Annotated in this window: 24 protein-coding genes and 1 other RNA gene; 9 read left to right on the top strand and 16 right to left on the bottom strand. The window is 60.9% G+C overall.

Translation table 11 applies throughout. From position 1 onward, the window contains the following. Positions 1–39: 39 nt before the first annotated feature. From ligA to ffs, 3 genes are all read left to right on the top strand, one after another. Positions 40–2,397, top strand: coding sequence for an NAD-dependent DNA ligase LigA (ligA, locus tag CD175_RS16755; protein ID WP_104449753.1), 2,358 nt, complete (start codon positions 40–42; stop codon positions 2,395–2,397). Positions 2,398–2,555: 158 nt separating this feature from the next. Continuing rightward, positions 2,556–3,722, top strand: a complete 1,167-nt coding sequence (locus CD175_RS16750) for a zinc-binding metallopeptidase family protein (protein ID WP_104449752.1) — start codon at positions 2,556–2,558, stop codon at positions 3,720–3,722. Between the two features lie 111 nt (positions 3,723–3,833). Next, positions 3,834–3,930: signal recognition particle sRNA small type (gene ffs / locus CD175_RS16745), an RNA gene on the top strand. Positions 3,931–3,990: 60 nt separating this feature from the next. On the opposite strand, the gene CD175_RS16740 is transcribed toward ffs, so the two are convergent. Beyond that, positions 3,991–4,788, bottom strand: a complete 798-nt coding sequence (locus CD175_RS16740) for a substrate-binding periplasmic protein (RefSeq protein WP_104449751.1) — start codon at positions 4,786–4,788, stop codon at positions 3,991–3,993. 123 nt (positions 4,789–4,911) lie between these two features. Between CD175_RS16740 and dnaX the strand changes: the two genes are divergently transcribed. The 5 genes from dnaX to CD175_RS16715 all read left to right on the top strand — a co-directional run bounded on the left by dnaX (position 4,912) and on the right by CD175_RS16715 (position 10,680). Further along, positions 4,912–6,993: a DNA polymerase III subunit gamma/tau gene (dnaX, locus tag CD175_RS16735; protein ID WP_104449750.1), complete on the top strand. Its 2,082-nt coding sequence runs from the start codon at positions 4,912–4,914 to the stop codon at positions 6,991–6,993. A gap of 68 nt (positions 6,994–7,061) precedes the next feature. Next, complete coding sequence (locus tag CD175_RS16730) at positions 7,062–7,400, top strand: YbaB/EbfC family nucleoid-associated protein (RefSeq protein WP_007995811.1); 339 nt, start codon at positions 7,062–7,064, stop codon at positions 7,398–7,400. A 263-nt stretch (positions 7,401–7,663) separates the two neighbouring features. Then, entirely contained in the window at positions 7,664–8,698 is a 1,035-nt protein-coding gene (locus tag CD175_RS16725; RefSeq protein ID WP_104449749.1) for an NADPH-dependent curcumin/dihydrocurcumin reductase, read from the top strand. Positions 8,699–8,764: 66 nt separating this feature from the next. Then, on the top strand, positions 8,765–9,367 hold the full coding sequence (gene recR / locus CD175_RS16720) for a recombination mediator RecR (protein WP_008050204.1): 603 nt from the start codon (positions 8,765–8,767) through the stop codon (positions 9,365–9,367). A gap of 164 nt (positions 9,368–9,531) precedes the next feature. Then, positions 9,532–10,680, top strand: coding sequence for an acyl-CoA dehydrogenase family protein (locus tag CD175_RS16715; protein WP_104449748.1), 1,149 nt, complete (start codon positions 9,532–9,534; stop codon positions 10,678–10,680). Between the two features lie 129 nt (positions 10,681–10,809). Here the strand turns inward: CD175_RS16715 and CD175_RS16710 are convergent, their stop codons facing one another. The 8 genes from CD175_RS16710 to ccoG all read right to left on the bottom strand — a co-directional run bounded on the left by CD175_RS16710 (position 10,810) and on the right by ccoG (position 19,301). Then, positions 10,810–11,358 (bottom strand): adenine phosphoribosyltransferase, encoded by a 549-nt coding sequence (locus CD175_RS16710; protein WP_104449747.1) that lies wholly within the window; start codon positions 11,356–11,358, stop codon positions 10,810–10,812. Between the two features lie 80 nt (positions 11,359–11,438). Further along, positions 11,439–12,173, bottom strand: coding sequence for a fumarate/nitrate reduction transcriptional regulator Fnr (fnr, locus tag CD175_RS16705; RefSeq protein WP_104449746.1), 735 nt, complete (start codon positions 12,171–12,173; stop codon positions 11,439–11,441). Positions 12,174–12,263: 90 nt separating this feature from the next. After that, on the bottom strand, positions 12,264–13,646 hold the full coding sequence (gene hemN, locus CD175_RS16700) for an oxygen-independent coproporphyrinogen III oxidase (RefSeq protein ID WP_104449967.1): 1,383 nt from the start codon (positions 13,644–13,646) through the stop codon (positions 12,264–12,266). 163 nt (positions 13,647–13,809) lie between these two features. Next, positions 13,810–14,493, bottom strand: a complete 684-nt coding sequence (locus tag CD175_RS16695; RefSeq protein ID WP_104449745.1) for a sulfite exporter TauE/SafE family protein — start codon at positions 14,491–14,493, stop codon at positions 13,810–13,812. Then, a complete protein-coding gene (gene ccoS / locus CD175_RS16690; protein WP_007971444.1) occupies positions 14,486–14,704 on the bottom strand; it encodes a cbb3-type cytochrome oxidase assembly protein CcoS in 219 nt (72 codons plus the stop codon). The genes CD175_RS16695 and ccoS overlap by 8 nt, the downstream gene beginning before the upstream one ends. A 22-nt stretch (positions 14,705–14,726) precedes the next feature. After that, on the bottom strand, positions 14,727–17,180 hold the full coding sequence (locus CD175_RS16685; RefSeq protein ID WP_104449744.1) for a heavy metal translocating P-type ATPase: 2,454 nt from the start codon (positions 17,178–17,180) through the stop codon (positions 14,727–14,729). Positions 17,181–17,334: 154 nt separating this feature from the next. Further along, a complete protein-coding gene (locus CD175_RS16680; protein ID WP_104449743.1) occupies positions 17,335–17,874 on the bottom strand; it encodes a FixH family protein in 540 nt (179 codons plus the stop codon). Between the two features lie 11 nt (positions 17,875–17,885). Further along, positions 17,886–19,301: a cytochrome c oxidase accessory protein CcoG gene (gene ccoG, locus CD175_RS16675; protein ID WP_104449742.1), complete on the bottom strand. Its 1,416-nt coding sequence runs from the start codon at positions 19,299–19,301 to the stop codon at positions 17,886–17,888. 446 nt (positions 19,302–19,747) lie between these two features. On the opposite strand from ccoG, the gene CD175_RS16670 reads away from it, so the two are divergent. Continuing rightward, a complete protein-coding gene (locus CD175_RS16670; protein WP_104449741.1) occupies positions 19,748–20,752 on the top strand; it encodes a metallophosphoesterase family protein in 1,005 nt (334 codons plus the stop codon). Positions 20,753–20,807: 55 nt separating this feature from the next. Here the strand turns inward: CD175_RS16670 and ccoP (CD175_RS16665) are convergent, their stop codons facing one another. From ccoP (CD175_RS16665) to ccoO (CD175_RS16635), 7 genes are all read right to left on the bottom strand, one after another. Continuing rightward, positions 20,808–21,791, bottom strand: coding sequence for a cytochrome-c oxidase, cbb3-type subunit III (gene ccoP / locus CD175_RS16665; protein WP_104449740.1), 984 nt, complete (start codon positions 21,789–21,791; stop codon positions 20,808–20,810). Further along, on the bottom strand, positions 21,788–21,973 hold the full coding sequence (locus CD175_RS16660; RefSeq protein WP_003175465.1) for a CcoQ/FixQ family Cbb3-type cytochrome c oxidase assembly chaperone: 186 nt from the start codon (positions 21,971–21,973) through the stop codon (positions 21,788–21,790). The genes ccoP (CD175_RS16665) and CD175_RS16660 overlap by 4 nt, the downstream gene beginning before the upstream one ends. Positions 21,974–21,978: 5 nt before the next feature. Further along, positions 21,979–22,587 carry a cytochrome-c oxidase, cbb3-type subunit II gene (ccoO, locus tag CD175_RS16655; RefSeq protein ID WP_011333287.1) on the bottom strand — a complete coding sequence of 203 codons (609 nt, stop codon included), beginning with the start codon at positions 22,585–22,587 and terminating at the stop codon, positions 21,979–21,981. Beyond that, complete coding sequence (gene ccoN / locus CD175_RS16650) at positions 22,587–24,029, bottom strand: cytochrome-c oxidase, cbb3-type subunit I (RefSeq protein ID WP_007974131.1); 1,443 nt, start codon at positions 24,027–24,029, stop codon at positions 22,587–22,589. The genes ccoO (CD175_RS16655) and ccoN overlap by 1 nt, the downstream gene beginning before the upstream one ends. Positions 24,030–24,511: 482 nt before the next feature. Then, entirely contained in the window at positions 24,512–25,465 is a 954-nt protein-coding gene (gene ccoP / locus CD175_RS16645; RefSeq protein WP_104449739.1) for a cytochrome-c oxidase, cbb3-type subunit III, read from the bottom strand. Further along, complete coding sequence (locus CD175_RS16640) at positions 25,462–25,659, bottom strand: cbb3-type cytochrome oxidase subunit 3 (protein ID WP_104449738.1); 198 nt, start codon at positions 25,657–25,659, stop codon at positions 25,462–25,464. Before CD175_RS16640 ends, ccoP (CD175_RS16645) begins: the two co-directional genes overlap by 4 nt. Positions 25,660–25,662: 3 nt before the next feature. Beyond that, positions 25,663–26,271 (bottom strand): cytochrome-c oxidase, cbb3-type subunit II, encoded by a 609-nt coding sequence (gene ccoO, locus CD175_RS16635; RefSeq protein ID WP_104449737.1) that lies wholly within the window; start codon positions 26,269–26,271, stop codon positions 25,663–25,665. Between the last annotated feature and the right edge of the window lie 8 nt (positions 26,272–26,279).

Raw genomic sequence — 26,279 nt, 5'->3', positions numbered from 1 at the left:
GCAGCCTCGGCTGCTCTTTTGCTTTACGAGAGAACACCCATGACCGCCGCCAAGAACCGTATTTTAGAGCTGCGCGCTGAGCTGGATCAGCATAACTATCGCTATCACGTGCTCGACGAGCCGAGCATTCCGGACGCCGAATACGACCGCTTGTTCAACGAGCTCAAGGCGCTGGAAGCGGCCAATCCCGAGCTGATCACCAGCGACTCGCCCACCCAGCGAGTGGGCAGCGCGGCGCTGTCGGCGTTTACCCAGGTGCGTCACGAAGTGCCGATGCTCAGCCTCGGCAACGCCTTCGAAGAAACCGACATGCGTGAGTTCGACCGCCGGGTGACCGAGGGGCTGGATTTGCCGGCGGGTGACCTGTTCGGTGGCGGCGCAACAGTCGAATACAGCTGCGAGCCCAAACTCGATGGCCTGGCCGTCAGCCTGTTGTACCAGGATGGCGTCCTGGTGCGCGGTGCGACCCGTGGCGATGGCACGACCGGCGAAGACATCAGCGTCAACGTGCGCACCGTGCGTAACATTCCGCTCAAGCTGCACGGTACTGGCTGGCCGGCGACCCTGGAAGTGCGCGGCGAAGTGTTCATGTCCAAGGCCGGTTTCGAACGGCTCAACGCCACGCAACTGGAAGTCGGCGGCAAGACTTTCGCCAACCCGCGCAACGCAGCGGCGGGCAGTTTGCGCCAGCTGGATTCGAAGATCACCGCCAACCGTCCACTGGAATTCTGCTGCTACGGCATCGGCCAGGTGTCGGCGGACATTGCCGATACGCACATCGGTAATTTGCAGCAACTCAAGGCCTGGGGCATGCCGATCAGCCATGAGCTGAAACTGGCGCAGGGTATCGCCGAATGCCTGGATTACTACCGCGACATCGGTGAGCGTCGCAACGCGCTGCCCTATGAAATCGACGGTGTGGTGTTCAAGGTCAACAGCATCGCCTCCCAGCGCGAACTGGGTTTTCGCGCCCGTGAGCCGCGCTGGGCCATCGCCCACAAATTCCCGGCGATGGAAGAACTCACCGAGCTGCTCGATGTGGAATTCCAGGTCGGCCGCACCGGTGCGGTGACGCCGGTGGCGCGCCTGAAGCCGGTGAAGGTCGCGGGTGTCACGGTGGCCAACGCCACGCTGCACAACATGGACGAAGTCGCACGCCTGGGCCTGATGATCGGCGATACGGTGATCATTCGCCGTGCCGGTGACGTGATTCCGCAGGTGGTGCAAGTGGTCATGGAGCGTCGTCCGGAAAATGCGCGGCCGGTGCAGATCCCGGAGAAATGCCCGGTGTGTGGCTCCCATGTCGAGCGCACACAACTGATCAAGCGCAGCAAGGGCCGCGAGACGGTCAGCGAAGGCGCGGTGTACCGCTGCGTCGGCCGCCTGGCCTGTGGCGCGCAACTCAAGCAGGCCATCATTCACTTCGTCTCTCGTCGCGCCATGGACATCGAAGGCCTGGGCGAAAAGAGCGTCGAGCAACTGGTCGACGAAGGCCTGGTGAGCTCGCCGGCCGATCTGTACGCCCTGACGTTCGAGCAGATCGTCGATCTGGAAGGCTTTGCCGAGTTGTCGAGCAAGAACCTGCTCGGCGCCATCGAAGACAGCAAGAAACCGGGGTTGGCGCGGTTCATCTACGCCCTCGGGATTCCCGATGTCGGCGAAGAGACGGCCAAGGTGCTGGCCCGCTCCCTGGGTTCGCTGGAACGGGTGCAGCAGGCCTTGCCGCAGGTGCTGACGTACTTGCCGGATGTCGGGCTGGAAGTCGCGCACGAGATCCACAGCTTCTTTGAAGACGCACATAACCAGCAGGTGATCGCTGATTTGCTCAGGCACGGTCTGCAGATTCAGGATCAGGGCGAGTTGGCTGCCGAGTTTGCCGCGAGTACGACATTGGGCGGTTTCCTCGACAAGCTGCATATTCCATCGGTCGGTCCGGGCGGGGCGCAGAAACTGGCGGACAAGTTCGGCTCGTTGCAGGCAGTGATCAGTGCTGACTGGCTGGATATGCGTCAGGCTCTGCCGGAGAAACAGGCCAATTCGGTGCGCGAATTTTTTGCGCTCGAAGAGAATCGCCAATTGGCCGAAGCGGCCGAGAAGCAACTGGCCGACTTCGGCATGCACTGGCAGAGCGAGAAGAAGGTCGTCGAAGGCTTGCCGCTGGCCGGGCAGACCTGGGTACTGACTGGCTCGCTGGAGCTGATGAGCCGCGATGTGGCCAAGGACAAACTCGAAAGCCTGGGGGCCAAGGTCGCCGGCTCCGTGTCGGCCAAGACCCATTGCGTGGTCGCAGGGCCGGGCGCCGGTTCAAAGTTGACCAAGGCCAATGAGCTGGGGTTGAAGGTGCTGGATGAAGAGGCCTTTGTGGTATTCCTGAAAGAGCACGGCGTCCCAGTCTGAACAAAAGATCGCAGCCTTCGGCAGCTCTTACAGGGTGTGCGCCATCCTATGTAGGAGCTGCCGAAGGCTGCGATCTTTTTACAGGCACCTCAATTTCAACTGGAACGATCCAGGCACAAGAATGATCTAGTCTCTGCAAGCCCCAGGGAGAGATCGCCATGCACCCTTTCTTCGAACAGCTCAGCTCGCGCATCGCCGCACCGTTCGTGGCCGAAAGTTCGCGCAACAGCAAGGTCTGGCCGTGTCGTTGCGGGCAGTCGCTGTTTTTCCGCAACAGCCAGTGCCTGGCGTGTTCAGCGGCCCTTGGGTATCAACCTGAGCAAAGTCGTTTATCTTCCCTGCAACCGGGCGAGCGCCCCGACACCTGGTGGCTCGACGCCGATCCGCAGGCTGGCGCGTTCCGCCGCTGCGCCAACCTCGATTCACCGGCTGCGTGCAACTGGCTGCTGGCGGCCAATCACCACGAAACCTTGTGCATCGCCTGTAGCTTGAATCGCACGATTCCCGACCTGTCGATCACGGAAAACCACGAGCGCTGGCGCAAGGTGGAAACCGCCAAGCGGCGTCTGGTCGCGCAACTGGTCAGTCTGGGGTTGCAGGTGATTCCCAGGAAAGTCGATGAAGAGACTGGCCTTGCCTTCGATTTCATCGGTGTCGACCTTGAAGGCAAGCCGCCGACCACGGGCCACGCCAACGGCCTGATCACCCTCGATATCAAGGAGGCCGACGACGCGCACCGCGAGCAGGTACGGGTGCAAATGCACGAGCCCTATCGCACCTTGCTCGGGCATTTTCGTCACGAAGTCGGGCATTACTACTGGGACCGATTGATCGCCCATAGCCATTGGCTTGAGTCGTTTCGCGATTTGTTTGGCGATGAACGCGCGAGCTACGCCGATGCCCTCGAACGGCATTATCAGCAGGGCGCGCCGCTCGACTGGCAGCAGCACTGTGTCAGCGCCTACGCGACCATGCACCCGTGGGAAGACTGGGCGGAAACCTGGGCGCATTACCTGCACATGATGGACGCCGTGGACACCGCGCTGGGGTTTGGCATGAGCGCCCGGGAAATGGACTTCGACTATCAGCCGTTTCCACCCCAAACCCTCTACGATCCGCAGCATCCCGGCGGCGCGGCTTTCCTGTCGTTCGTCAACGCCTGGATCGAACTGGCCGGCATGCTCAACGAGCTGTCACGCAGCATGGGGCAGCCGGATTTCTACCCCTTCGTCCTGCCGCCTACTGTCATTGCCAAGCTGCACTTCATTCACCTGGTGATTCAGCAGGAGGGCGGCAGGGCGGATGCGGTGCTTGAGGCGCAATAGCAAGTGCTTGAACCCCCTCATGTTTTTAATCCGAAACCAACAGTTGTAACTTCGCCTCAGATAGGTACAATGGCGCGGCTCGCCGACAGGTGAGCATCGTTATGGTGACCCTATCGGTCCCCCCGCAACGATCAGCCGTGAACCCGGTCAGGCCTGGAAGGGAGCAGCCGCAGCGGTGACATTGTGTGCCGGGGTGTGGCTGGTAGGGTTACCACCTTAACGCCACGCGAGTGCTCTCTCGCGTTATCTTCTTGAATACAGACTTTCGCTAACTGCCAGGATCTTCTCCGGGGCGGTTTTTCGTCGTTTGCGCTTTATCCACAGCCCCAGGCTCGGCACCGATATACAGCCGAACAATTTCATCGATCTCCCCGGACATCTTCATCCGCACCAGGGTGCGCAGAATGCTCTGCACCGGGACCTGTGGGTCGTTGCGAATGTAGCAACCGAGACGGTTTTCCTGCAGCACTGCCACGCTTTGCAGTTGCTGCTCCGGCAACAGGCGGTGATTGAACCAGTCCAGGCTCCATTGATTGCTGACGGCATAGCGATTGCGGCCGGCCAGGAGTTTTTCCAGCACTTGTTCCTGATTGCGTGCGTCGTCGCGCTGCAGTTGGCCGCTGTCGAACAGCGGCTGCAGGGTCGGGTAGCTGTAGCCCAGCACGGTGCCAATGGGCTGTTGTGGCAAGTCGGCGGGTTTGACTGCGTCGGGCGGTGCATGCCCGGTGATCAACACGTCAGGTTGAGTGAAGAGCGGGATGCTCCAGAGATATTCGTCAGGTTGCTCGGGCAGCCACGATTGCGCGGCATAACAGCGGACATCGACCTCGCCTTGCTCCATGGCGCTTTGTATTCGCCTGCGGGGCAATACGTGGAATTCGGCCGGTACGCCGACCTGGGTCGCGAGGCTGAGCATCATGTCATACAGGATGCCCTGGGTCGGTTTGCCCCGCTCAAGCTGCACCATGGGCATGCTCCAGCTGTCGGTTATCACGAAGCGCAGCGGTGCTGGCGCGGCTACGCCGTCCAGGCTGATCAACAGCAATGTCCCCAAGGCCAGCCGCATAAACACTCCGTTAAATGCCTCCGATCTGCAGCTTAGCCACAATACACGAGCGCACCGGATGCAATTTGTGCCTTGCTCCGCTAGCATTAGCCGCTTCTGCTTCCTTCGCTGCGACGGTTTTCGATGAGTTATCAGGTTCTTGCACGTAAATGGCGTCCGCGCTCGTTCCGCGAAATGGTCGGCCAGACCCATGTGCTCAAGGCTCTGATCAATGCCTTGGACAGCCAGCGGCTGCACCACGCTTACCTCTTCACCGGTACCCGTGGGGTCGGCAAGACCACCATCGCGCGGATCATTGCCAAATGCCTTAACTGTGAGACAGGTATCACTTCGTCCCCCTGTGGCGAGTGTTCGGTGTGTCGCGAAATCGACGAAGGCCGCTTTGTCGACCTGATCGAGATCGACGCCGCGAGCCGCACCAAGGTCGAAGATACCCGCGAATTGCTCGACAACGTGCAATACGCCCCGAGCCGTGGGCGCTTCAAGGTCTACCTGATCGACGAAGTGCACATGCTCTCCAGCCATTCCTTCAACGCGCTGCTCAAAACCCTCGAGGAGCCGCCACCCTACGTCAAGTTCATCCTGGCGACCACTGATCCTCAGAAACTTCCGGCAACGATTCTGTCGCGGTGCCTGCAGTTCTCCCTGAAGAACATGACGCCGGAACGGGTTGTCGAGCACTTGACCCACGTGCTGGGTGTCGAGAACGTGCCGTTCGAGGACGATGCACTGTGGTTGCTGGGCCGTGCTGCCGACGGTTCGATGCGTGATGCCATGAGCCTGACCGACCAGGCGATTGCCTTCGGTGAAGGCAAGGTCCTGGCCGCCGATGTCCGGGCGATGCTCGGGACCCTCGATCACGGGCAGGTCTATGACGTCCTGCATGCGCTGATCGAAGGCGATGCCAAGGCGTTGCTCGAAGCCGTCCGCCACCTGGCCGAACAAGGCCCGGACTGGAATGGCGTGCTCTCGGAAATTCTCAATGTGCTGCACCGCGTTGCCATTGCCCAGGCCTTGCCGGAAGGTGTCGATAACGGTCACGGCGACCGTGATCGCGTGCTGGCACTGGCCCAGGCCTTGCCGGCCGAAGACGTGCAGTTCTACTACCAGATGGGCCTGATCGGTCGCCGCGACTTGCCGCTGGCGCCGGATCCCCGGGGCGGTTTTGAAATGGTGCTGCTGCGGATGCTGGCGTTCCGGCCCGCAGACACCGCGGATGCCCCGAGGCAACCGCTAAAGCCAGTGGGGATCAGCCAGGCCACAGTTGATTCCGCAAACTCAGTGGCTGCCGCGCAGGTCGCTGCGCCGGTAGCCGCTGCGGCCGTTGCACCGATAGCGGCTGCGCCAGTGGCGGCTCCTGCGCCAGCAGCGGAACCGGTGGCGCCGGTCGTTGTGCCAGAACCTGCGCCTGTGCCTGTGGTTGAAGCGGCCGTGGTCGAAGAGGTGGTCGACCTGCCGTGGAATGACCCGGTCGCGCCTGCTCCCGTTCAGCAACCGGCGGTGGAGCCGGTGCTGGAAACCGCCAGCGAACAACCCGAATTACCGCCGATGCCGTTGCCGACGCCGGACAGCGTGGTGCCGGATGCCCCGGAGTGGGCCGCCGCGCCAATCCCGGAGCCTTCGGTGGCCGACGTCGATGCCGCAACGCCGGGCATGGACCTGGATGACGAGCCGCCGCTGGACGAGGATTACATCGAGCCGGACATGGATTCGGCCTACAGTTACCTCGACGAACTGGCCAGCGAGCATGCCGCCGACCCGGCGCCGGAGCCCGAGCCTGAGCCCGCGGCAATGCCGGCCACCGGCCTGGCCCTGCAATGGCTGGAGCTGTTCCCGAAATTGCCGATTTCCGGCATGACCGGCAGCATCGCCGCCAACTGCACGCTGATCGCGGTGGATGGCGACAATTGGCTGATGCACCTGGACCCGGCCCACAGTGCCTTGTTCAACGCCACTCAGCAGCGCCGCCTCAACGATGCGCTGAACCAGTATCACCAGCGCACGCTGACCCTGAGCATCGAGCTGATCAAGCCCGAGCAGGAAACCCCGGCACAAGCGGCTTCGCGCCGCCGCGCCAACCGTCAGCGCGAGGCGGAGGAATCGATCCACGGCGATCCGTTCATCCAGCAAATGATGCAGCAGTTCGGTGCGGTGGTCCGTAACGATACTATTGAACCTGTCGACGCCCTGGTCACTCAGGGCTAATAACTGAAGGCGCTCGGCTACATTCCGCCGGGCGCTGTTTTGATCCAAGTACTTTTGAGGTGATTACCATGATGAAAGGTGGCATGGCCGGCCTGATGAAGCAGGCGCAGCAGATGCAGGAAAAAATGGCCAAGATGCAGGAAGAGCTGGCCAACGCCGAAGTCACCGGTAAGGCCGGTGGCGATATGGTCACCGTGGTGATGACCGGTCGTCATGACGTCAAGAGCGTGACCATCGACCCGAGCCTGGTCGAAGGCATGAGCGAAGACGACAAGGAAATGCTGGAAGCGGTCATCGCCTCCGCGGTCAACGATGCCGTGCGCAAGATCGAAGCCAACAGCCAGGAAAAAATGGGCAGCATGACCGCCGGCATGCAACTGCCGCCGGGCATGAAACTGCCATTCTGATTCGCCTTCAGGCGGCAGATGAGCTACAAAAAATGCCAGGCATTGCGCCTGGCATTTTTGTTTCTGGCTGTTGGGTATGTGTCGTCCGTCATGGCGCCTTCGCGAGCAGGCTCGCTCCCACAGGGGATTGCATTCCAGATGTGGGAGCGAGCCTGCTCGCGAAGAATTCACCCCGGTGCAACTGAAAACACATCGAACGCCATACCGCCACAAAGGTCTGCTCCCTATATCACCAAACCCCATCGATCACAGGAGACGCTGCCATGTCCGACCCCATGACCCTCAATCAACGCATTGTCCTGGCTTCACGCCCCGTCGGCGCGCCAACGCCGGAAAACTTCCGCATGGAGCGGGTGGCGTTGCCGGAACTCGCCGACGGTCAGGTGCTGCTCAAGACCGTTTTCCTGTCGCTGGATCCCTACATGCGCGGACGCATGAGCGACGCTCCGTCCTACGCCGCACCGGTGGAAATCGGCGAAGTCATGACCGGGGGCGCGGTCAGCCGGGTCGAGCGCTCGCTCAATCCGAAGTTTCAGGAAGGTGACCTGGTGGTCGGTGCCACCGGTTGGCAAAGCCACAGCATCAATGACGGGCGCAGCATCATCCCGGTGCCGTCGGGATTGCCCAGTGCGTCGATGGCCCTTGGGGTGCTGGGAATGCCGGGCATGACCGCGTACATGGGCCTGATGGACATCGGCCAGCCCCAGGCCGGCGAAACCCTGGTGGTTGCAGCGGCCTCCGGCGCGGTGGGTTCGGTGGTCGGCCAGGTGGCGAAGATCAAGGGGCTGCGTGTGGTCGGCGTGGCCGGCGGGGCGGACAAGTGCCGTTATGTGGTCGACGAGTTGGGTTTTGACGCCTGCATCGACCACAAGAGCCTGGACTTTGCCGATGAACTGGCCAAGGCCTGCGGCAAGGGCATCGACATCTACTACGAAAACGTCGGCGGCAAGGTCTTCGACGCCGTGGTGCCGTTGCTCAATCCCAAGGCGCGGATTCCACTCTGTGGCCTGATTGCCTCCTATAACGCCCATGAAGCGCCGAGCGGGCCGGATCGCCTGCCTCTGTTGCAACGCACCTTGTTGACCAAGCGGGTGCGCATCCAGGGCTTCATCGTGTTCGATGACTATGGTGATCGCCAACCGGAATTTCTCAGTGCCATGGCGCCCTGGGTACGTGATGGCAAGGTGAAATTTCGCGAAGACGTGGTCGATGGCCTGGAGCAGGCTCCCGACGCGTTCATCGGCATGCTGGAGGGGCGCAACTTCGGCAAACTGGTGGTTCGGGTTTCCCCGGACTGAGTAATTGACGCTCAACCGAGGCGCGGGTATAAACCGCGTCTCGTTGTTTTGTCGGACTTTTCCACCATGAGCTTCAGCCCTTTGATTCGCCAACTGATCGACGCCCTGCGAATTTTGCCAGGCGTGGGTCAGAAAACCGCCCAGCGCATGGCGTTGCAGTTGCTCGAGCGTGATCGCAGCGGCGGCTCGCGCCTGGCGCTGGCCTTGAGCCAGGCCATGGAAGGGGTCGGTCACTGCCGCTTGTGCCGTACGCTGACCGAAGATGATCTCTGCCCGCAATGCGCCGATACCCGTCGCGACGACACCTTGCTCTGCGTGGTGGAAGGCCCGATGGATGTCTATGCGGTGGAGCAGACCGGTTTCCGCGGGCGCTACTTCGTGCTCAAGGGGCATCTGTCGCCGCTCGACGGTCTGGGGCCGGAAGCCATCGGCATCCCGCAATTGATGGCGCGGATCGAAGAGGCTGGCACGTTCGCCGAAGTCATCCTGGCGACCAACCCGACCGTGGAAGGTGAGGCCACAGCGCATTACATCGCCCAGTTGCTCAGCAGCAAAGGCCTGATCGCCTCGCGTATCGCCCATGGCGTGCCGCTCGGTGGTGAGCTGGAACTGGTGGATGGCGGGACGCTGGCGCATTCATTTGCCGGGCGGAAGCCGATTTCGTTGTAATCGCATCAAGCCGAAAAGATCGCAGCCTGCGGCAGCTCCTACAGAAAGACACCGATCCCCTGTAGGAGCTGCCGAAGGCTGCGATCTCTTGAACTTCTATCTGTCCCTTGTAAACCAAGCAAGCGCTCGGTTAACTTCACTGACCCCTTCAGTGGAGCTCGCCGATGTCTGCCTTTCAGGAATACTTCGACCCCAGCCACCAATTGGTTCGCGACAGCGTCAGACGTTTCGTCGAACGCGAGATCCTTCCTGATATCGAGCAGTGGGAAGAAGCCGAAAGCTTTCCTCGCGAGCTCTACCTCAAGGCCGGCGCAGCGGGGATTCTCGGCATCGGCTACCCGGAAGCTTACGGAGGCAGTCATGAAGGGGATCTGTTCGCCAAGGTTGCCGCCAGTGAGGAGTTGATGCGCTGCGGCTCAGGCGGGCTGGTTGCCGGCCTGGGCTCGCTGGATATCGGCTTGCCGCCGATTCTCAAGTGGGCCCGACCCCAAGTGCGGGATCGTGTGCTGCCCCAGGTGTTGTCGGGAGAGAAAATCAGCGCCCTGGCCGTCACCGAGCCCGGCGGCGGCTCCGACGTCGCCAACCTGCAAACCCGCGCCGTGCGTGATGGCGACTTTTACCGGGTCAATGGCAGCAAAACCTTTATCACCAGTGGTGTGCGTGCGGACTTTTATACCGTCGCGGTGCGTACCGGTGAGCCGGGGTTCTCCGGCATCAGCCTGTTGTTGATCGAAAAGGGCACGCCCGGTTTCACCGTAGGACGGCAACTGAAGAAAATGGGCTGGTGGGCGTCAGACACCGCCGAACTGTTCTTCGATGATTGCCCGGTGCCTGCGGGCAATCTGATCGGCGCCGAGAACCTGGGCTTTGCCTGCATCATGGGCAATTTCCAGAGCGAACGCCTGGCCCTGGCACTGATGGCCAACATGACCGCCCAGCTGGCGCTGGAGGAGAGCCTGAAGTGGGCGCGCCAGCGCGAAGCCTTTGGCAAACCGATCGGCAAGTTTCAGGTGATCAAGCATCGTCTCGCCGAGATGGCGACCGCGCTGGAGGTGTCCCGGGAATTCACTTACCGCCAAGCGACAAAGATGGCGGCGGGGCAGAGCGTGATCAAGGAAATTTCCATGGCCAAGAATTTTGCGACGGATACCGCAGACCGGATCGTGACCGATGCGGTGCAGATACTCGGTGGGCAGGGATACATGCGCGAGAGCCTGGTGGAGCGGCTGTACCGCGACAACCGGATCCTGTCGATTGGCGGCGGGACGCGGGAAGTGATGAACGAGATCATCAGCAAGCAGATGGGGCTTTGAGGGGATGTAGTGAAGCTACTGACGCCATCGCGAGCAAGCTCGCTCCCACATTTGATCGTGTTCTTTCAGGAAGAATACAGTCCAGTGTGGGAGCGAGCTTGCTCGCGATGGCGGTCTGACAGGCGCCTCTTACTTGTCAGCCAACGCAAACTGCGTCAGGCAGAACGTCGGAATGCCCATGTCTTCCAGGCGCTGCGAACCGCCCAGCTCCGGCAGGTCGATAATCGCCGCCGCTTCATGCACCCGCGCGCCCATGCGGCGGATCAGGTTGGCGGCGGCAATCAGGGTGCCGCCGGTCGCGATCAGGTCATCGAACATCACCACCGAATCCCCTTCGCACAGGCTGTCGGCGTGCACTTCCAGGAAGGCTTCGCCGTATTCGGTCGCATAACCCTCGGCCAGCACGTCAGCCGGCAGTTTGCCTTGCTTGCGGAACAGCACCAGCGGCTTGTTCAACTGATAGGCCAGTACCGAACCGATCAGGAAGCCACGGGCGTCCATCGCGCCGATGTGGGTGAAATCAGCCTCGACGTAACGGTGGGCGAAGCTGTCCATCACCAGGCGCAGGGCCTTGGGCGACTGGAACAGCGGGGTGATGTCGCGAAAGATCACGCCCGGCTTCGGGAAGTCGATGACAGGGCGGATAAGGGATTTGATGTCGAAGGAGTCGAAGACCATCGTCTAGGTGTCCTGGCAGGGCTGCAAACGACGCAGTATAACGGCGGCTGAACCGTTTCGCTCAGCCGCAACGTTTTGTTTCAGCCATCCAGTGAGCCACCGGCCAGGGCGCACAGCTGGATCGGGTCGATAATCCGGATTTCCTTGCCTTCTGCCGCAATCAGCTCGTTTTGCTGGAAGCGGGTAAAGACCCGGGACACGGTTTCCACCGCCAGGCCCAGGTAGTTGCCGATTTCGTTGCGCGACATGCTCAGGCGGAACTGATTGGCGGAAAAACCCCGGGCGCGGAAACGTGCCGACAGGTTGACCAGGAAGGTGGCGATGCGTTCGTCGGCGGTCTTTTTCGACAACAGCAGCATCATCTGCTGGTCGTCACGGATTTCGCGGCTCATCACCCGCATCAACTGACGGCGCAACTGCGGCAATTGCAGGGCCAGTTCGTCCAGGCGTTCGAAAGGAATTTCACACACCGAGGTGGTTTCCAGGGCTTGTGCCGACACCGGGTGCTTTTCGGTGTCCATGCCCGACAAGCCGACCAGTTCGCTGGGCAGGTGGAAGCCGGTGAGCTGTTCTTCACCGCTGTCGCTCAGGCTGAAGGTCTTGAGGGCGCCGGAACGGACTGCGTAGACAGAATCGAAGGTATCGCCCTGGCGAAACAGAAACTCGCCCTTTTTCAGCGGCCGGCCGCGCTTGACGATTTCGTCCAGCGCATCCATGTCTTCCAGATTCAGCGAAAGTGGCAGGCAAAGAGGGGCCAGACTGCAATCCTTGCAATGGGCTTGACTATGAGCGCGCTGTTTTACTGGCTCGGACATTTCTTCAATCCTTGTGGGAATTCACACATAAGACGTAAGGGTAACTCACCATAGGAGATCGAGGCCAGTCTGGGGCGCTAGCTTGCAGAATTAGATCACCCGCGAAAATCGCTGGCGGCTGTGTTGTTCCAGGTACGCGTCGAACACCATGCACACCGAACGCACCAACAGTCGCCCGGCGGGCAGGATAGTGATCCTGTCGCGATCGAGTTCGAGCAGCCCGTCTTTGGCCATGCCTTGCAGTTGGGGCCAGAGTTCGCCGAAGTAGCCCTGAAAATCGATGTTGAAGGCCTGTTCGATGTCGGAGAATTCCAGGCTGAAGTTGCAGATCAATTGCTGAATGACCGCGCGCCGCAGCCGGTCATCGGCATTGCACAGCAGGCCGCGGCTGGTGGCCAGTTGCATTGAGGCCAGCGTGTTCTGATAGTGGTTCAGGTCGCTGCTGTTCTGGCAGTAGAGGTCGCCGATCTGGCTGATTGCCGAGACGCCGAGGCCGATCAGATCGCAATGACCGTGGGTGGTGTAGCCCTGGAAATTGCGTTGCAGGGTCGATTCTTCTTGGGCGATCGCCAGCTCGTCGTCCGGCAGGGCGAAGTGGTCCATGCCGATGTAGCGGTAACCGGCGCTGATCAGTTGCTCAATGGTGCGCTGCAGCATTTCCAGTTTCTGCGCGGGTGTCGGCAGTTCATTGCTGTTGATGCGTCGCTGCGGCATGAAGCGCTCCGGCAGGTGGGCGTAGTTGAACACCGATAACCTGTCCGGTTGCAGATTGATGACCTCTTCGACGGTGCGGGCGAAGTTATCCGGTGTCTGTCTCGGCAGGCCGTAGATCAGGTCGATATTGATCGAGCGAAACTGCAAGGTGCGGGCGGCGTCGATCACGGCGCGGGTTTCTTCCAGGCTTTGCAGGCGATTGACCGCTCGCTGCACCGCCGGGTCGAGGTCTTGCAGGCCGATGCTGACCCGATTGAAGCCCAGTTCGCGGAGCAGTCCCATGGTCGACCAATCGGCCTCGCGGGGGTCGATCTCGATGCCGTAGTCGCCGGAATCGTCGTCCAGCAAATTGAAGTGTTTGCGCAAGTGCGCCATCAACTGGCGCAGTTCGTCGTGGCTGAGAAAGGTCGGCGTGCCGCCACCGAAGTGCAGTTGCTCGACTTTCTGTGTGGGGTCGAGGTGGCAGGCGATCAGCTGGATTTCCTGTTCCAGGCGCTGCAAATAAGGCTGCGCCCGGCCGCGATCCTTGGTGATGACCTTGTTGCAGGCGCAGTAGTAGCAAATGTTCGCGCAGAACGGCACGTGCACGTACAGGGACAATGGGCGTTGGGCCTTGCGGCTGTCGCGCAGGGCGTGAAACAGGTCGAAGGTGCCGACCTGGCTGTTGAATTGCACGGCGGTCGGGTACGAGGTGTAGCGGGGTCCCGCCAGGTCATAACGGCGGATCAGATCAGTGTCCCAACGAATGGCGTCGAGCATCATGCGGGCATTCCCCGGATAGGCTGGCAGTGTCGGCCACTTTATGCGAGGGCGGGGTGGGGCATCTTGATTTACATCAAGATCAAAAGATCGCAGCCTTCGGCAGCTCCTACAGGTGTACGCGATCCATGTAGGAGCTGCCGAAGGCTGCGATCTTTTGCTTTTAATGCCCCATCAACCAATGCTGATGCGGCCCCGGCAAGGTCCAGATGCCAAACAGCATCACCAGCATCCCGCCCGCCATCCGCACACTGCGCTTGCGCAACACCGCGGTGACGCGCTCGGCGGCCAGGCCGGTCGCCAGCAGTACCGGCCAGGTGCCAAGCCCGAACGCAAGCATCAACAATGCACTGTCCAGCGCGTTGCCCTGGCTGGCCGACCATAGCAGGGTGCTGTAAACCAGGCCGCACGGCAGCCAGCCCCAGAGTGCACCCAGCAGCAGCGCACGGGGAACGCTCGATACCGGCAGCAACCGGTTGGCGACTGGCTGGATGTGCCGCCACAAGCCTCGACCGAGGCTTTCGATACGGGTCAGGCCGCTCCACCAGCCGGCCAGGTACAAGCCCATGGCAATCAACAGCAAGCCGGCGAGGATGCGCAGGAACATCGCCGCCGGGCTGCTGGCCACGGCCCATCCGGCCAGGCCGATCAACAGTCCGGCGCAGGCATAACTCAGAATCCGCCCCAGGTTGTAGGCCAGCAGCAGGCGAAAGCGGCGGCTGCGTTGCTCCTTGGGAATCGCCAGGGTCAGCGCGCCCATCAAGCCGCCGCACATGCCCAGGCAATGGCCGCCGCCGAGCAAGCCGAGGATCACCGCCGATACCAGCAGTGGCGCCAGTTCAAGCATGGGGCGGGGCCTTGTCTTGCGGTTTGGCCGGTTGGCCGCTGGCTTCGTCTACGGCGGCGGTGTGGTTCGGGTCCTGGTCGTCGAACAGGATGCTGTGGGCCGGGCCGTCGAGGTCGTCGTACTGTCCGCTGTCGACCGCCCAGAAGAAGATATAGACGGCGATGGCCACGATCAGCAGCGCAGCGGGAATCATCACGTAAAGAGCTGGCATCTGGACTCCATGCCCGCGCGGCTCAGGCCGGCAGCGGGCGGGTTTCTGGCGGGGTGTCGAGGGCGCGCTCGCTCGGCATCCGAGTCAGGCGCAGCGCGTTTAGCACCACGGTCAACGAACTGATCGACATGCCTACCGCCGCCCAGACCGGAGTGATCCAGCCGAGGGCGGCGAAGGGCAACATGAGGCCATTGTACAACCCGGCCCACAACAGGTTCTCGATAATGACCCGACGGGTGCGCCGCGCCAGGCTGAAGGCTTGCACCAGCGCGTCGAGGCGGTTGGACAGCAGCACCGCATCGGCACTGGTTTTCGCCAAATCAGTGGCCGATCCCATGGCGACGCTGATATCCGCAGCCGCCAGCACCGGCACGTCATTGACGCCGTCACCCAGCATCAACACCTTGCGACCTTCCTTGTGCAGTTGTTGCAGGACTTGCAGTTTGTCGTCCGGGCGCAAGCCGCCGCGCGCTTCATCGATACCCAGTTCAGCCGCCACGCTGGCGACCATCGGCGAGCTGTCTCCGGACAACAACAGCGTGCGCCAGCCCCGCGCCTTGCACGCGGCCAGCAAGGCCGGCGCATCGTCACGCACGCGATCATCGAGGACCAGCCAGGCCAGTGGCCCATCGCTGTCGCCGAGCAGCAGCCATTGACCGGCTTCTTCGGGCATCGGCGGCGCCTTGGCATCACTGAGTTCGCAGACGAATCCCGGTTGACCGATGCGCAGGCGCCGCCCTTCAACCAGCCCCTCCAGGCCAAGGCCCGGTGTGCTGTGGACTTCTTCGGCCGCCATCGGCGCGCGTCCGAAAGCACGGGCGATGGGGTGTTCGGAACGGTTTTCCAGGGCGGCGGCGAGGCCCAGGCATTGGTCGCTGTCGAGGGCCCCGAGGGGGCGGATCGAGCGCAGCGCCAGTCGGCCTTCGGTGAGGGTGCCGGTCTTGTCGAAAATCACCGTGTCGATCTGGTTCAGGCCTTCCAGCACATGACCGCGGGTCAGCAGCAGGCCAAGTTTGTGCAAGGTGCCGGTGGCGGCGGTGAGGGCGGTTGGCGTCGCCAGCGACAAGGCGCACGGGCAGGTCGCCACGAGCATCGCCAGCACGATCCAGAAGGCTCGCGATGAGTCCAGTTCCCACCACAACAGGCCGATGGCCGCAGCCGCGATCAGCGACAACAGCAGGAACCATTGCGCGGCGCGGTCGGCGATTTCCGCCAGGCGCGGTTTTTCGGCCTGGGCACGATCGAGCAGGCGAACGATGGCCGAGAGGCGCGTGTCCTGGCCCAGGGCCAGGACCTCGACGGTCAGTGCGCCTTCGACGTTGAGGGTGCCGGCGGTGACCGCATCGCCGAGGGTGCGAGGGTGCGGCAGGTATTCGCCGGTCAGCAGCGATTCGTCGATACTCGACTGGCCGTCGAGGATCTTGCCGTCGGCCGGGAGAATGGCGCCTGGATGAACCAGTACCTGATCACCGATGCGCAGTTCGCTGAGCAGAATGCGTTCGCTCTGGCCCTCAGGCGTCAAGCGCAGGCACGAGGCGGGCAGCAGATTCACCAGCTGCGCGGTGGCGGCGGCCGTGCGCTCGCGGGCGCGCCGCTCCAGATAGCGCCCGGCCAGCAGGAACAAGGCAAACATGCCGACGGCATCGAAATACAGTTCGCCGACCCCGCTGATCGAGGTCCAGATCCCGGCAACGTAGGCGCTGCCGATGGCCAGCGACACGGAAACGTCCATGGTCAGGTGTCGGGTGCGCAGATCGCGCATGGCGCCTTTGAAAAACGGTGCACAGCTGTAGAACACGATCGGGGTGGTGAGGAACAGCGCGACCCAGCGCAGGATGGTGTGCAGTTCTGGACTGAGGTCGATGTTGAATTCAGGCCAGGTGGCCATGGTTGCCATCATCGCCTGGAACCACAGTAATCCGGCCACACCAAGCTGGCGCAGAGCCAGGCGGTTTTCGCTGGCCAGTTGTTCGCTGGCGCGGTCGGCCTGATAGGGGTGTGCGGCATACCCGATGTGGCGCAGTTCGCTGAGGACTCGGCTCAGGGGTAATTGCGCGTCGCTCCAGCGCACGTGCAGGCGATGGTTGGACAGGTTCAGGCGCGCTTCGGCCACCGCCGGCAAGGTGCGCAGGTGTTTTTCGATCAACCAGCCGCAGGCGGCGCAACTGATGCCTTCCATCAACAGCGTGGTTTCGGCCATTGCGCCTTCGTGGCGGACAAAGGGCTGCTGCACATCGGCGCGGTCGTAAAGCGCCAGTTCGTCGACCAGTTGTACCGGCAGCGCCTCGGGGTTGGCCGAGGCTTCGCTGCGGTGCTGGTAATAGCTATCCAGGCCGCCGGCGACGATGGCCTCGGCCACGGCCTGGCAACCCGGGCAGCAGAACTCGCGGGACTCCCCGAGTACGACGGCGGTGAAGCGACTGCCGGCCGGGACGGGCAGGGCGCAGTGGTAGCAGGGGAGTGGGGTGGTGGTCATGGAGTATTCACTAGTACTGCTGAATCTCTGGCGTCTGATAGGGCCTCATCGCGAGCAAGCTCGCTCCCACAGGGATCATAGGTGTACTCAGGTTCTGAGCACGACGGTGATCAACTGTGGGAGCGAGCTTGCTCGCGATGCGCGAAGCGCTGCTTTATTTTTCCAGGTCTTCGGCACCTTGCAACGGCTCATCACCGAGCAGCAGATCCTTGTCATGGTTGACCAGTTCTTCTTCGAACATGCGCCAGATGTGCTCGTCCTGGGTGCCGAGCAATTCGACAAAACGCCGGCCTTCGATCTTGTCGCTCAATTGGCCGATGTAGCGACCCTGTTCGGTTTCGCTGCGGGCCAGGGTGATCTTGCGATCTTTCTCCGGCTGGGTCGGCGAGATCAGGTTCAGCTCCAGGGTTTTCGGATGGCTGTCGCCGCTCAGGCGCAGGTCAACTTCGCCGGTCACGTCATCGAGATGAATACTGGCGCGCATTTTCAGGTTCTGGGCCAGCAGCTCACGGTCGAGGGAGCGGTTGATGCCTTTGCCAGCCTCGTAGTAGTTGTCGTTGACCAGGTTGTCCGGGTTCTTCACCGCGATGGTCACCATGGACAAGGTCAGCGTCACCGAGCAGGCCAGGATCCCGATGATGATCCACGGCCAGAGGTGCTTGTACCAGGGGCTTGCGGCATTTGCTGCGGGCATGTTCTGTTCTCTCAACGATTTTGTGGGCCGATGAACCGGCTCTTGGCTTCAATGTGGACGCTGTCGTCATCGGCATCCTTGAGGATGAATTTCACCTCGTTGGTGCTCGACGGCAGTTTTTCCGGTGCGACGGACAGCTCGGCAGGCTGGCTGACGATCTCGCCGGCCGCGACCTTGATCTCGCGCCGGCCCTGCAATTTGAGATCCGGCAGGCCGGAGGCTTCGAGCAGGTAGGTATGGTCGCGCTGGTCCTTGTTCATGATTTTCAGGCTGTAGACGTTTTCGATCCGGCCTTCGGCGTTCTCGCGGTACAGCACGCGGTCCTTGCTGACATCGAAACCCACCAGCGCACGCATGAAAAACGCTGTCACCAGCAAGCTGATCATCGCCAGCAGTACCACGGCATAGCCGATCAGGCGTGGACGCAGTTTATGGGTTTTCTGCCCGGACAGGTTGTGCTCGGTGGTGTAGCTGATCAGCCCGCGCGGGTATTCCATCTTGTCCATGATGGCGTCGCAGGCATCGATGCAGGCGGCGCAGCCGATGCATTCGATTTGCAGGCCGTCGCGGATGTCGATACCGGTCGGGCAGACCTGGACGCACATGGTGCAGTCGATGCAGTCACCCAGCCCCTGGGCCTTGTAATCGATGCCTTTCTTGCGCGGGCCACGGCTTTCGCCGCGGCGCGGGTCGTAGGAAACGATCAGGGTGTCCTTGTCGAACATCACGCTCTGGAAGCGCGCGTACGGGCACATGTAGATGCACACCTGTTCGCGCAACCAGCCGGCGTTGCCGTAAGTGGCGAGGGTAAAGAAGCCAACCCAGAAGTAAGACCAGCCATCCGCCTGACCGGTGAAGAAGTCGAACACCAGTTCGCGGATCGGCGAAAAGTAACCGACGAAGGTCATGCCGGTGACGAAACCGATCAACAGCCACAGGCTGTGCTTGCTGAACTTGCGCAGGAACTTGTTGGCGCTCATCGGCGCCTTGTCGAGCTTGATGCGCTGGTTGCGATCACCTTCGGTGACTTTTTCGCACCACATGAAGATCCAGGTCCACACGCTTTGCGGGCAGGTATAACCGCACCAGACCCGTCCGGCATACACCGTGATGAAGAACAGGCCGAACGCGGCGATGATCAGCATGCCGGACAGCAAGATGAAGTCCTGGGGCCAGAAGGTGGCGCCGAAAATGAAAAACTTGCGCTCCGGCAGGTTCCACCAGACCGCCTGATGACCGCCCCAGTCCAGCCACACCGTACCGAAATACAGCAGGAACAACAGGGCACCGCCGGTCATCCGCAGGTTGCGGAACAGGCCGGTGAAGGCGCGGGTGTAGATTTTTTCCCTGGAGGCGTAGAGGTCGACGCTGTTGTTCGCGTTCTTGGTGGGTGGCGTGACGTCGTGTACCGGAATCTGGTTGCTCATCATTGCATCCCACGGCAGTGGAAAAGTGCCTCGGTCAGTACGTGCCGACCGCGGTCAAAAAGGGGTGTTGCAGTGGCGCAATGATACGCCTGTCGCTCTAGCCTGCGGGTGCGACCTTTGGTCGCGTTGGGTAAAAATCATGAATGGTGTAGCGAATGTAACAAAACGTGATCTGAGTCAATTGACTTGTGAAGTATGGACGGTTTTCAGCAAGGCCGCGCGCAATCGTTGACGATGACGTGGCCTGTGTTGTTGCGGTTAGTGTAAACAATCAGTCCATATCGGCGGGGCGCGGATATCAGTGGGTCGATGCGCGGGAAATATCTTAACTTGACTGTTCTGCTTTGATTGTTTGATGTTTTTATTTCTGTCTTATAGTTTAAGAAGTGGGTGCGGGTAAGTTTTTTATTCGTGCGTTATTCATTCTATGGATGGAAGTTTTTACTATGTTTTCTCATGAAAGTATCAAGGTTTTTGCCTGTCTGCTGTTGTTCTCGGCATCTACTGTTGTGCATGCGGTCGAAGGGATGCCTCGTCATATGGTTTTTGCGTCTGATCCGCAATATCCATGGACGGAAAAATCCGATAGTGACGAGCCTGAGTCCGCTGCGGATTTTGAAAAACGCTCCAAGTGGCTGGTGGATAGCCAGTTCTCGAGCATTGCCGACTTCCGCATGAAGCATGGCTCGCCGTCGCAGGTGCCCCTGATGATCAATGGCGACATGACGGCGTTCGGTCATGGGTGGCAGCGTTCCTACATTAATTCGGTATTGAATAAATACTTTGGTGATGACTACCTGTACGGTCTGGGCAATCATGACTATCAAAATAATGTGGATGATTGTTTTAGTAATAGCTGCGCTGCAGGCAGTATCGTGGACTTCAAAGAGCATCACCAGGGTAAGGTCGAGGAGTTTGACCTGGATATAATTGGTGGGGCTCTAAACAGGTTGTATACGGGTAGTCTCGCTTACTCGAAAAATATAGGCGAGGTTCATATGGTGCAACTCAATAATGAGCCGACCTACAGTGTCCGCATCTCTAGTCCGTTGAACCCGACGACATTCGAAATCACCAGTTCGCTCGACTGGCTGGAGAAAGATCTGAAGGTTGCCCGGGCTCAGGGCTACGCGATCATCATCAACATGCACAAGCCGGACGGCATGATGGGGGATTGGGAGCAAGTAAAGCGTTTCCGGGAAATGGTCGCCAAGTATGAGGTCACGGCCGTCTTTGCGGGTCACTACCATCAGGACGGAGGACAGGTCTCCAGCCTGAATGGAGTGCCGATGTTTCTCAGTGGTGGCGCTTCCCAGGAGACTTATCTGATTGCCAGCTTTTCCGAGGATCGCAAGCAACTGGATGTCAGTCTGGTGGAGAACAACGATTGGCAGGCGCGTCAGTTGATCAGGACGGTGCCCGTGAAATCGATTTTCGCCGGCCGACCATAAAAAAGGCCGCGCCAGATGACTGGCGCGGCCTTTCCTGTTACCGAAAGCGCAGGTCTTACTGAGACTCGGCTTCCGGAGCTTTTTCACCGTGAGACAGGCTGTAGACGTAAGCGGCCAGCAGGTGAACCTTGTCGTTACCTTGCAGTTGCTCTTGCGCAGGCATCTGGCCCTGACGGCCGTAACGGATGGTCTGCTGCAGTTGAGCGAAGCTCGAACCGTAGATGAACGCTGCCGGGTGAGTCAGGTTGGGTGCGCCCATCGCTGGGGTGCCTTTGCCTTCCGGACCGTGGCACGCCACGCAGTTGGCGGCGAACAGTTTCTGCCCGGCAGCCGGGTCGGCCTTGGCGCCTTCCGGCAGCTTGCGGCCATCGAGGTTGGTCAGGACAAACGCGGCCACGTCGGCCACGCCTTGCTCGCCGATCACTTCAGCCCACGCCGGCATCACCGCATGACGGCCGCCCATGATGGTGGTCTTGATGGTTTCCGGTTCGCCCCCCCAGCGCCAGTCGGCGTCGGTCAGGTTAGGGAAGCCATAGGCGCCCTTGGCGTCGGAACCGTGGCAGACCGAGCAGTTGGAGGCGAACAGGCGGCCACCCATCTTCAGGGCCTGAGGGTCCTTGGCCACTTCTTCGATTGGCATGGCCGCGAACTTGGCGAAGATCGGACCGAACTTGGCGTCCGACTTGGCCATTTCCTTTTCCCACTCGTGGACGCCGGTCCAGCCGGTCTGGCCGTTGGCGAAGGGGGTCTGCTTCTCGTTGTCGAGGTAGCCATAACCCGGCAGCAGGCCTTTCCAGTTACCCAGGCCCGGATACAGCGCCAGGTAGCCCAGTGCGAAGATGATGGTGCCCACGAACAGCATGAACCACCATTTCGGCAGCGGGTTGTCGTACTCCTCGATCCCGTCGAAGGAGTGCCCGACCGTCTCGTCTGTCTGCTCGGTGCGCTGGCCCTTGCGGGTCGACAGCAGCAGCCAGGTCAGGGAAAAGATCGTACCGAGACTGAGGACTGTGACGTACAGACTCCAGAATGTAGTCATTCTTTGTTACTCCTAGAAGCTTGCTCGACGTGCTTGATGGCTTCGGGATCATCCGCGAAAGGCAGCAAGGTCGCGTCTTCAAACTCCGACTTGCGCTTGGGACTGAACACCCACAGTGCCAGTCCGATGAAGGCCACCATCACGACAACGGTGCCCAGGCCACGAATCATCCCGATATCCATCTAATTCACCGTTTGCTTTTGATGATGGTGCCCAGGCCTTGCAGATAGGCCACCAGCGCGTCCATTTCGGTTTTGCCCTTCACGGCATCCCTGGCGCCGGCGATGTCTTCGTCGGTGTAAGGAACGCCGAGCGTGCGCAACACTTCCATTTTCTTGGCGGTGTCTTTGCCGTCGAGCTTGTTTTCCACGAGGAACGGGTAGGCCGGCATTTTCGACTCGGGCACGACGTTGCGCGGGTTGTACAAGTGCGCACGCTGCCAGTCATCGGAGTAACGACCGCCGACACGGGCCAGGTCCGGACCGGTACGCTTGGAACCCCACAGGAACGGGTGGTCCCAGACGCTTTCACCGGCGACCGAGTAGTGGCCGTAGCGTTCGGTTTCAGCACGGAACGGACGGATCATCTGCGAGTGGCAGCCGACACAACCGTTGGCGATATAAACGTCCCGGCCTTCCAGTTCAAGGGCGGTGCGGGGCTTCATGCCCTCGACCGGCTTGTTGGTGACGTCCTGGAAAAACAGCGGAACGATCTGGGTCAGGCCGCCGACGCTGACGGCGATGACCATGAAGAAGGCCAGCAGGCCAATGTTCTTCTCGACTGCTTCATGCTTCATCAGTGAGCTCCAACTACGACGATCTGTTCGGCGGCTTCGGCTTCAGCCGGGTTCGAGGCACGTACGGTACGGAAGACGTTGTAGGCCATGAACAACATGCCGGTGGCGAAGAACGCACCGCCCAGGGCGCGAACGATGAAGCCAGGGTGGCTGGCTTGCAGCGCTTCGACGAACGAGTAGGTGAGGGTGCCGTCGTCGTTGATTGCACGCCACATCAGGCCCTGGGTGATGCCGTTGACCCACATCGAAGCGATATAGAGCACGGTACCGATGGTCGCGAGCCAGAAGTGCGTGTTGATCAGGCCGGTGCTGTGCATCTGTGCACGACCGAACAGTTTCGGAATCATGTGGTAGATGGCGCCGATCGAGATCATCGCTACCCAGCCCAGGGCACCGGCGTGTACGTGGCCGATGGTCCAGTCGGTGTAGTGGGACAGCGAGTTGACGGTCTTGATGGCCATCATCGGGCCTTCGAAGGTCGACATGCCGTAGAACGCCAGGGACACCACGAGGAAACGCAGGATCGGGTCGGTGCGCAGCTTATGCCAGGCGCCCGACAGGGTCATCATGCCGTTGATCATGCCGCCCCAGCTCGGTGCCAGCAGGATGATCGACATCGCCATGCCCAGCGACTGAGCCCAGTCCGGCAGTGCGGTGTAGTGCAGGTGGTGGGGACCGGCCCAGATGTACAGGGTGATCAGCGCCCAGAAGTGCACGATCGACAGGCGATAGGAGTAGATCGGACGCTCGGCCTGTTTCGGCACGAAGTAGTACATCATGCCCAGGAAGCCGGTGGTCAGGAAGAAGCCCACGGCGTTGTGGCCGTACCACCACTGGATCATCGCGTCAGTCGCACCCGAGTAGGCCGAGTAGGACTTGAACAGGCTGACCGGCAGCGACATGTGGTTGACGATGTGCAACATAGCGGTCACGACGATGAAGGCGCCGTAGAACCAGTTACCCACATAGATGTGCTTGGTCTTGCGCTTGACGATAGTGCCGAAGAACACCAGGCCGTAGGTGACCCAGACAATGGCCAGCAGAATAGCCAGGGGCCATTCCAGTTCCGCGTATTCCTTGGTGGTGGTGAAACCCATCGGCAAGGTAATGATCGCGCCGACGATCACCGCTTGCCATCCCCAGAAGGTGAAGGCAGCGAGGCTGTCGGAAATCAGTCGCGTTTGGCAGGTTCGCTGCACGACGTAATAAGAAGTGGCAAACAGTGCACATCCACCGAAGGCGAAAATCACCAGGTTGGTGTGCAGCGGGCGCAGGCGTCCAAAGCTCGTCCATGGCAGACCGAAATTCAATTCCGGCCAGACAAGTTGCGAGGCGATGAAGACACCGAGCCCCATGCCAAGGATCCCCCAGACCACCGTCATGATGGCGAACTGGCGGACTACCTTATAGTTATAAGCAGTCGGACTGATTGCTGTGCTCATTCTAAGGTTCCACGGTTTGGGTGTTTTATTAGGATTAAAAATCGGCCGCAAGTATGGAGAAAGCAGGGGGTCATTGCAACGCGCCATGACCTGGGTCAATGCTTTCAAATGCTGATTCTGCGGCCTTTCCATGCGCCGCGTAGGGACAAAATTGCCCGCGGGCAAAACGTCCCGGCGGACTGATCAGGCGAGGGGGTCAGGTCGGATGTAACGGGGTGTGTTCAAACGCAACGTTTGGCTGACCGAAGGCAACTGGCGCGACAGCCGGTATCTACCAGCCTTTGCGGCCTGTCATCGGGCAGATTCGTCGAACACATCGTTCAGGGTCGACCTGGAACCGGCACCGGCCAGTCCGCATCGGGGGAAGCTTAGACCTGAATCCGGGGAACCGAAAGGAAGAGTCAAAGAGGGTGCGACAATGCGTCGCAAAGGGGCAGGGAACTGCCGCATCCGGGAGAATGCGGCAGCAGAGCGGTCGGGATTTATTCGCGGTTGTCTTCAGCCTGCAGGCGCTCGGTATTCAAACCGTGGGACAGGCTGTACACATACGCGGCCAGCAATTGCACCTTGTCATTGCCGAGCAGTTCGTTCTGCGCCGGCATATGGCCTTGGCGACCATGCCGAATCGTCTGTTCAAGCTGCGTCAGGCTGGTGCCGTAAATGAAGCCGGCCGGGTGCGTCAGGTTCGGTGCGCCCATGGCTTCGGTGCCCTGGCCGTTTGCTCCATGGCAGGCGACGCAGGTGGTGCTGAAGGCTTGTTGTCCGGCTTGCAGGTCCGCCTTGCTGCCTTCCGGCAGCGGCAGGCCGGCCAGATCATGGCGCACAAAGGCGGCGACGTTTTTCACGCCTTCTTCCCCCAGGACTTCACCCCAGGCCGGCATCATCGCCATCCGGCCACCCATGATGGTGGTCTTGATGGTTTCTGCGTGGCCGCCCCAGCGCCAGTCGCTGTCGGTCAGGTTGGGGAAACCGTATGCACCCTTGGCATCCGAGCCGTGGCACACCGAGCAGTTGGAGGCAAACAGGCGGCCGCCCATTTTCAGCGCTTGCGGGTCTTTGGCCACTTCTTCCACTGGCATGGCCGCGAATTTGGCGAAGATCGGTCCGAACTTCGCGTCAGCCCTGGCCATTTCCTTTTCCCACTCGTGGGCGCCGGTCCAGCCGTTCTCATAGCCGGGGAGGATGCCTTTCCAGTTGCCCAGGCCGGGATAAAGGATCAGGTAGCCGACGGCGAATACCAGCGTGCCGGCGAACAGCATGAACCACCATTGCGGCAGCGGGTTGTCGTACTCCTCGATGCCATCGAAGCTGTGGCCCATGGTCTGGTCGACGCTGCCCTTGGTCTCGCCCTTGCGGGTGCCGATCAGCAGCCAGGTCAGGCCGATCAGGCTGCCGATGGTCAGTACGCAAATCCACGTACTCCAGAAGGTGGTCATGGCCGGGTACTCCTTGTTGCTGAATCTTCGGTGATGTCGGGTTGTGGTTCGTCGGCGAACGGCAGCAGGCGCGCTTCGGCGAATGCCGGGCCGCGCTTGCTGTTGAATACCCACAGCGTCAGGCCGACGAAGGCCACGAACACGACGACTGTGCCCAGGCCGCGGATCATTCCAGTACTCAGTTCAACAACCATGGCTCACCTCTTGCTCTTGATCGCAGTGCCGAGCACTTGCAGGTAGGCGACCAGTGCATCCATCTCGCTCTTGCCCTTGAGCGAAGCGACGGCGCCGGTGATGTCTTCGTCGGTGTACGGCACGCCCAGGGTGCGCATGGCCTTGATCTTGGTTTCGGTGTGGCTGCTGTCGAGTTGATTGGACACCAGCCATGGGTAGGCGGGCATCTTCGACTCCGGCACGACGTTGCGCGGGTTGTACAAGTGCGCGCGGTGCCAGTCATCCGAGTAGCGCGCCCCGACCCGCGCCAGGTCCGGCCCGGTACGTTTCGAACCCCAGAGGAACGGGTGGTCCCAAACGCTTTCGCCGGCCACCGAGTAGTGCCCGTAACGTTCGGTCTCGGCGCGGAACGGACGGATCATCTGTGAGTGACAGCCGACACAGCCTTCGCGGATGTAGATGTCGCGGCCTTCCAGTTGCAGCGCGGTGTAGGGCTTCATGCCTTCCACCGGCTTGTTGGTCACGTCCTGGAAGAACAGCGGGACGATCTGGGTCAGGCCACCGATGCTCACGGCAAGGATCATCAGCAGCAGCAACAGGCCGACGTTTTTCTCGATAGTTTCGTGTTTCATGGCGGACT

Origin of the sequence: Pseudomonas laurylsulfatiphila (assembly GCF_002934665.1) — a bacterium.
In the GTDB taxonomy this organism is placed as follows: Bacteria; Pseudomonadota; Gammaproteobacteria; order Pseudomonadales; family Pseudomonadaceae; genus Aquipseudomonas; species Aquipseudomonas laurylsulfatiphila.
The sequence above is the reverse complement of the archived record's forward strand: the minus strand, read 5'-3'. Positions and strand labels throughout refer to the sequence as shown.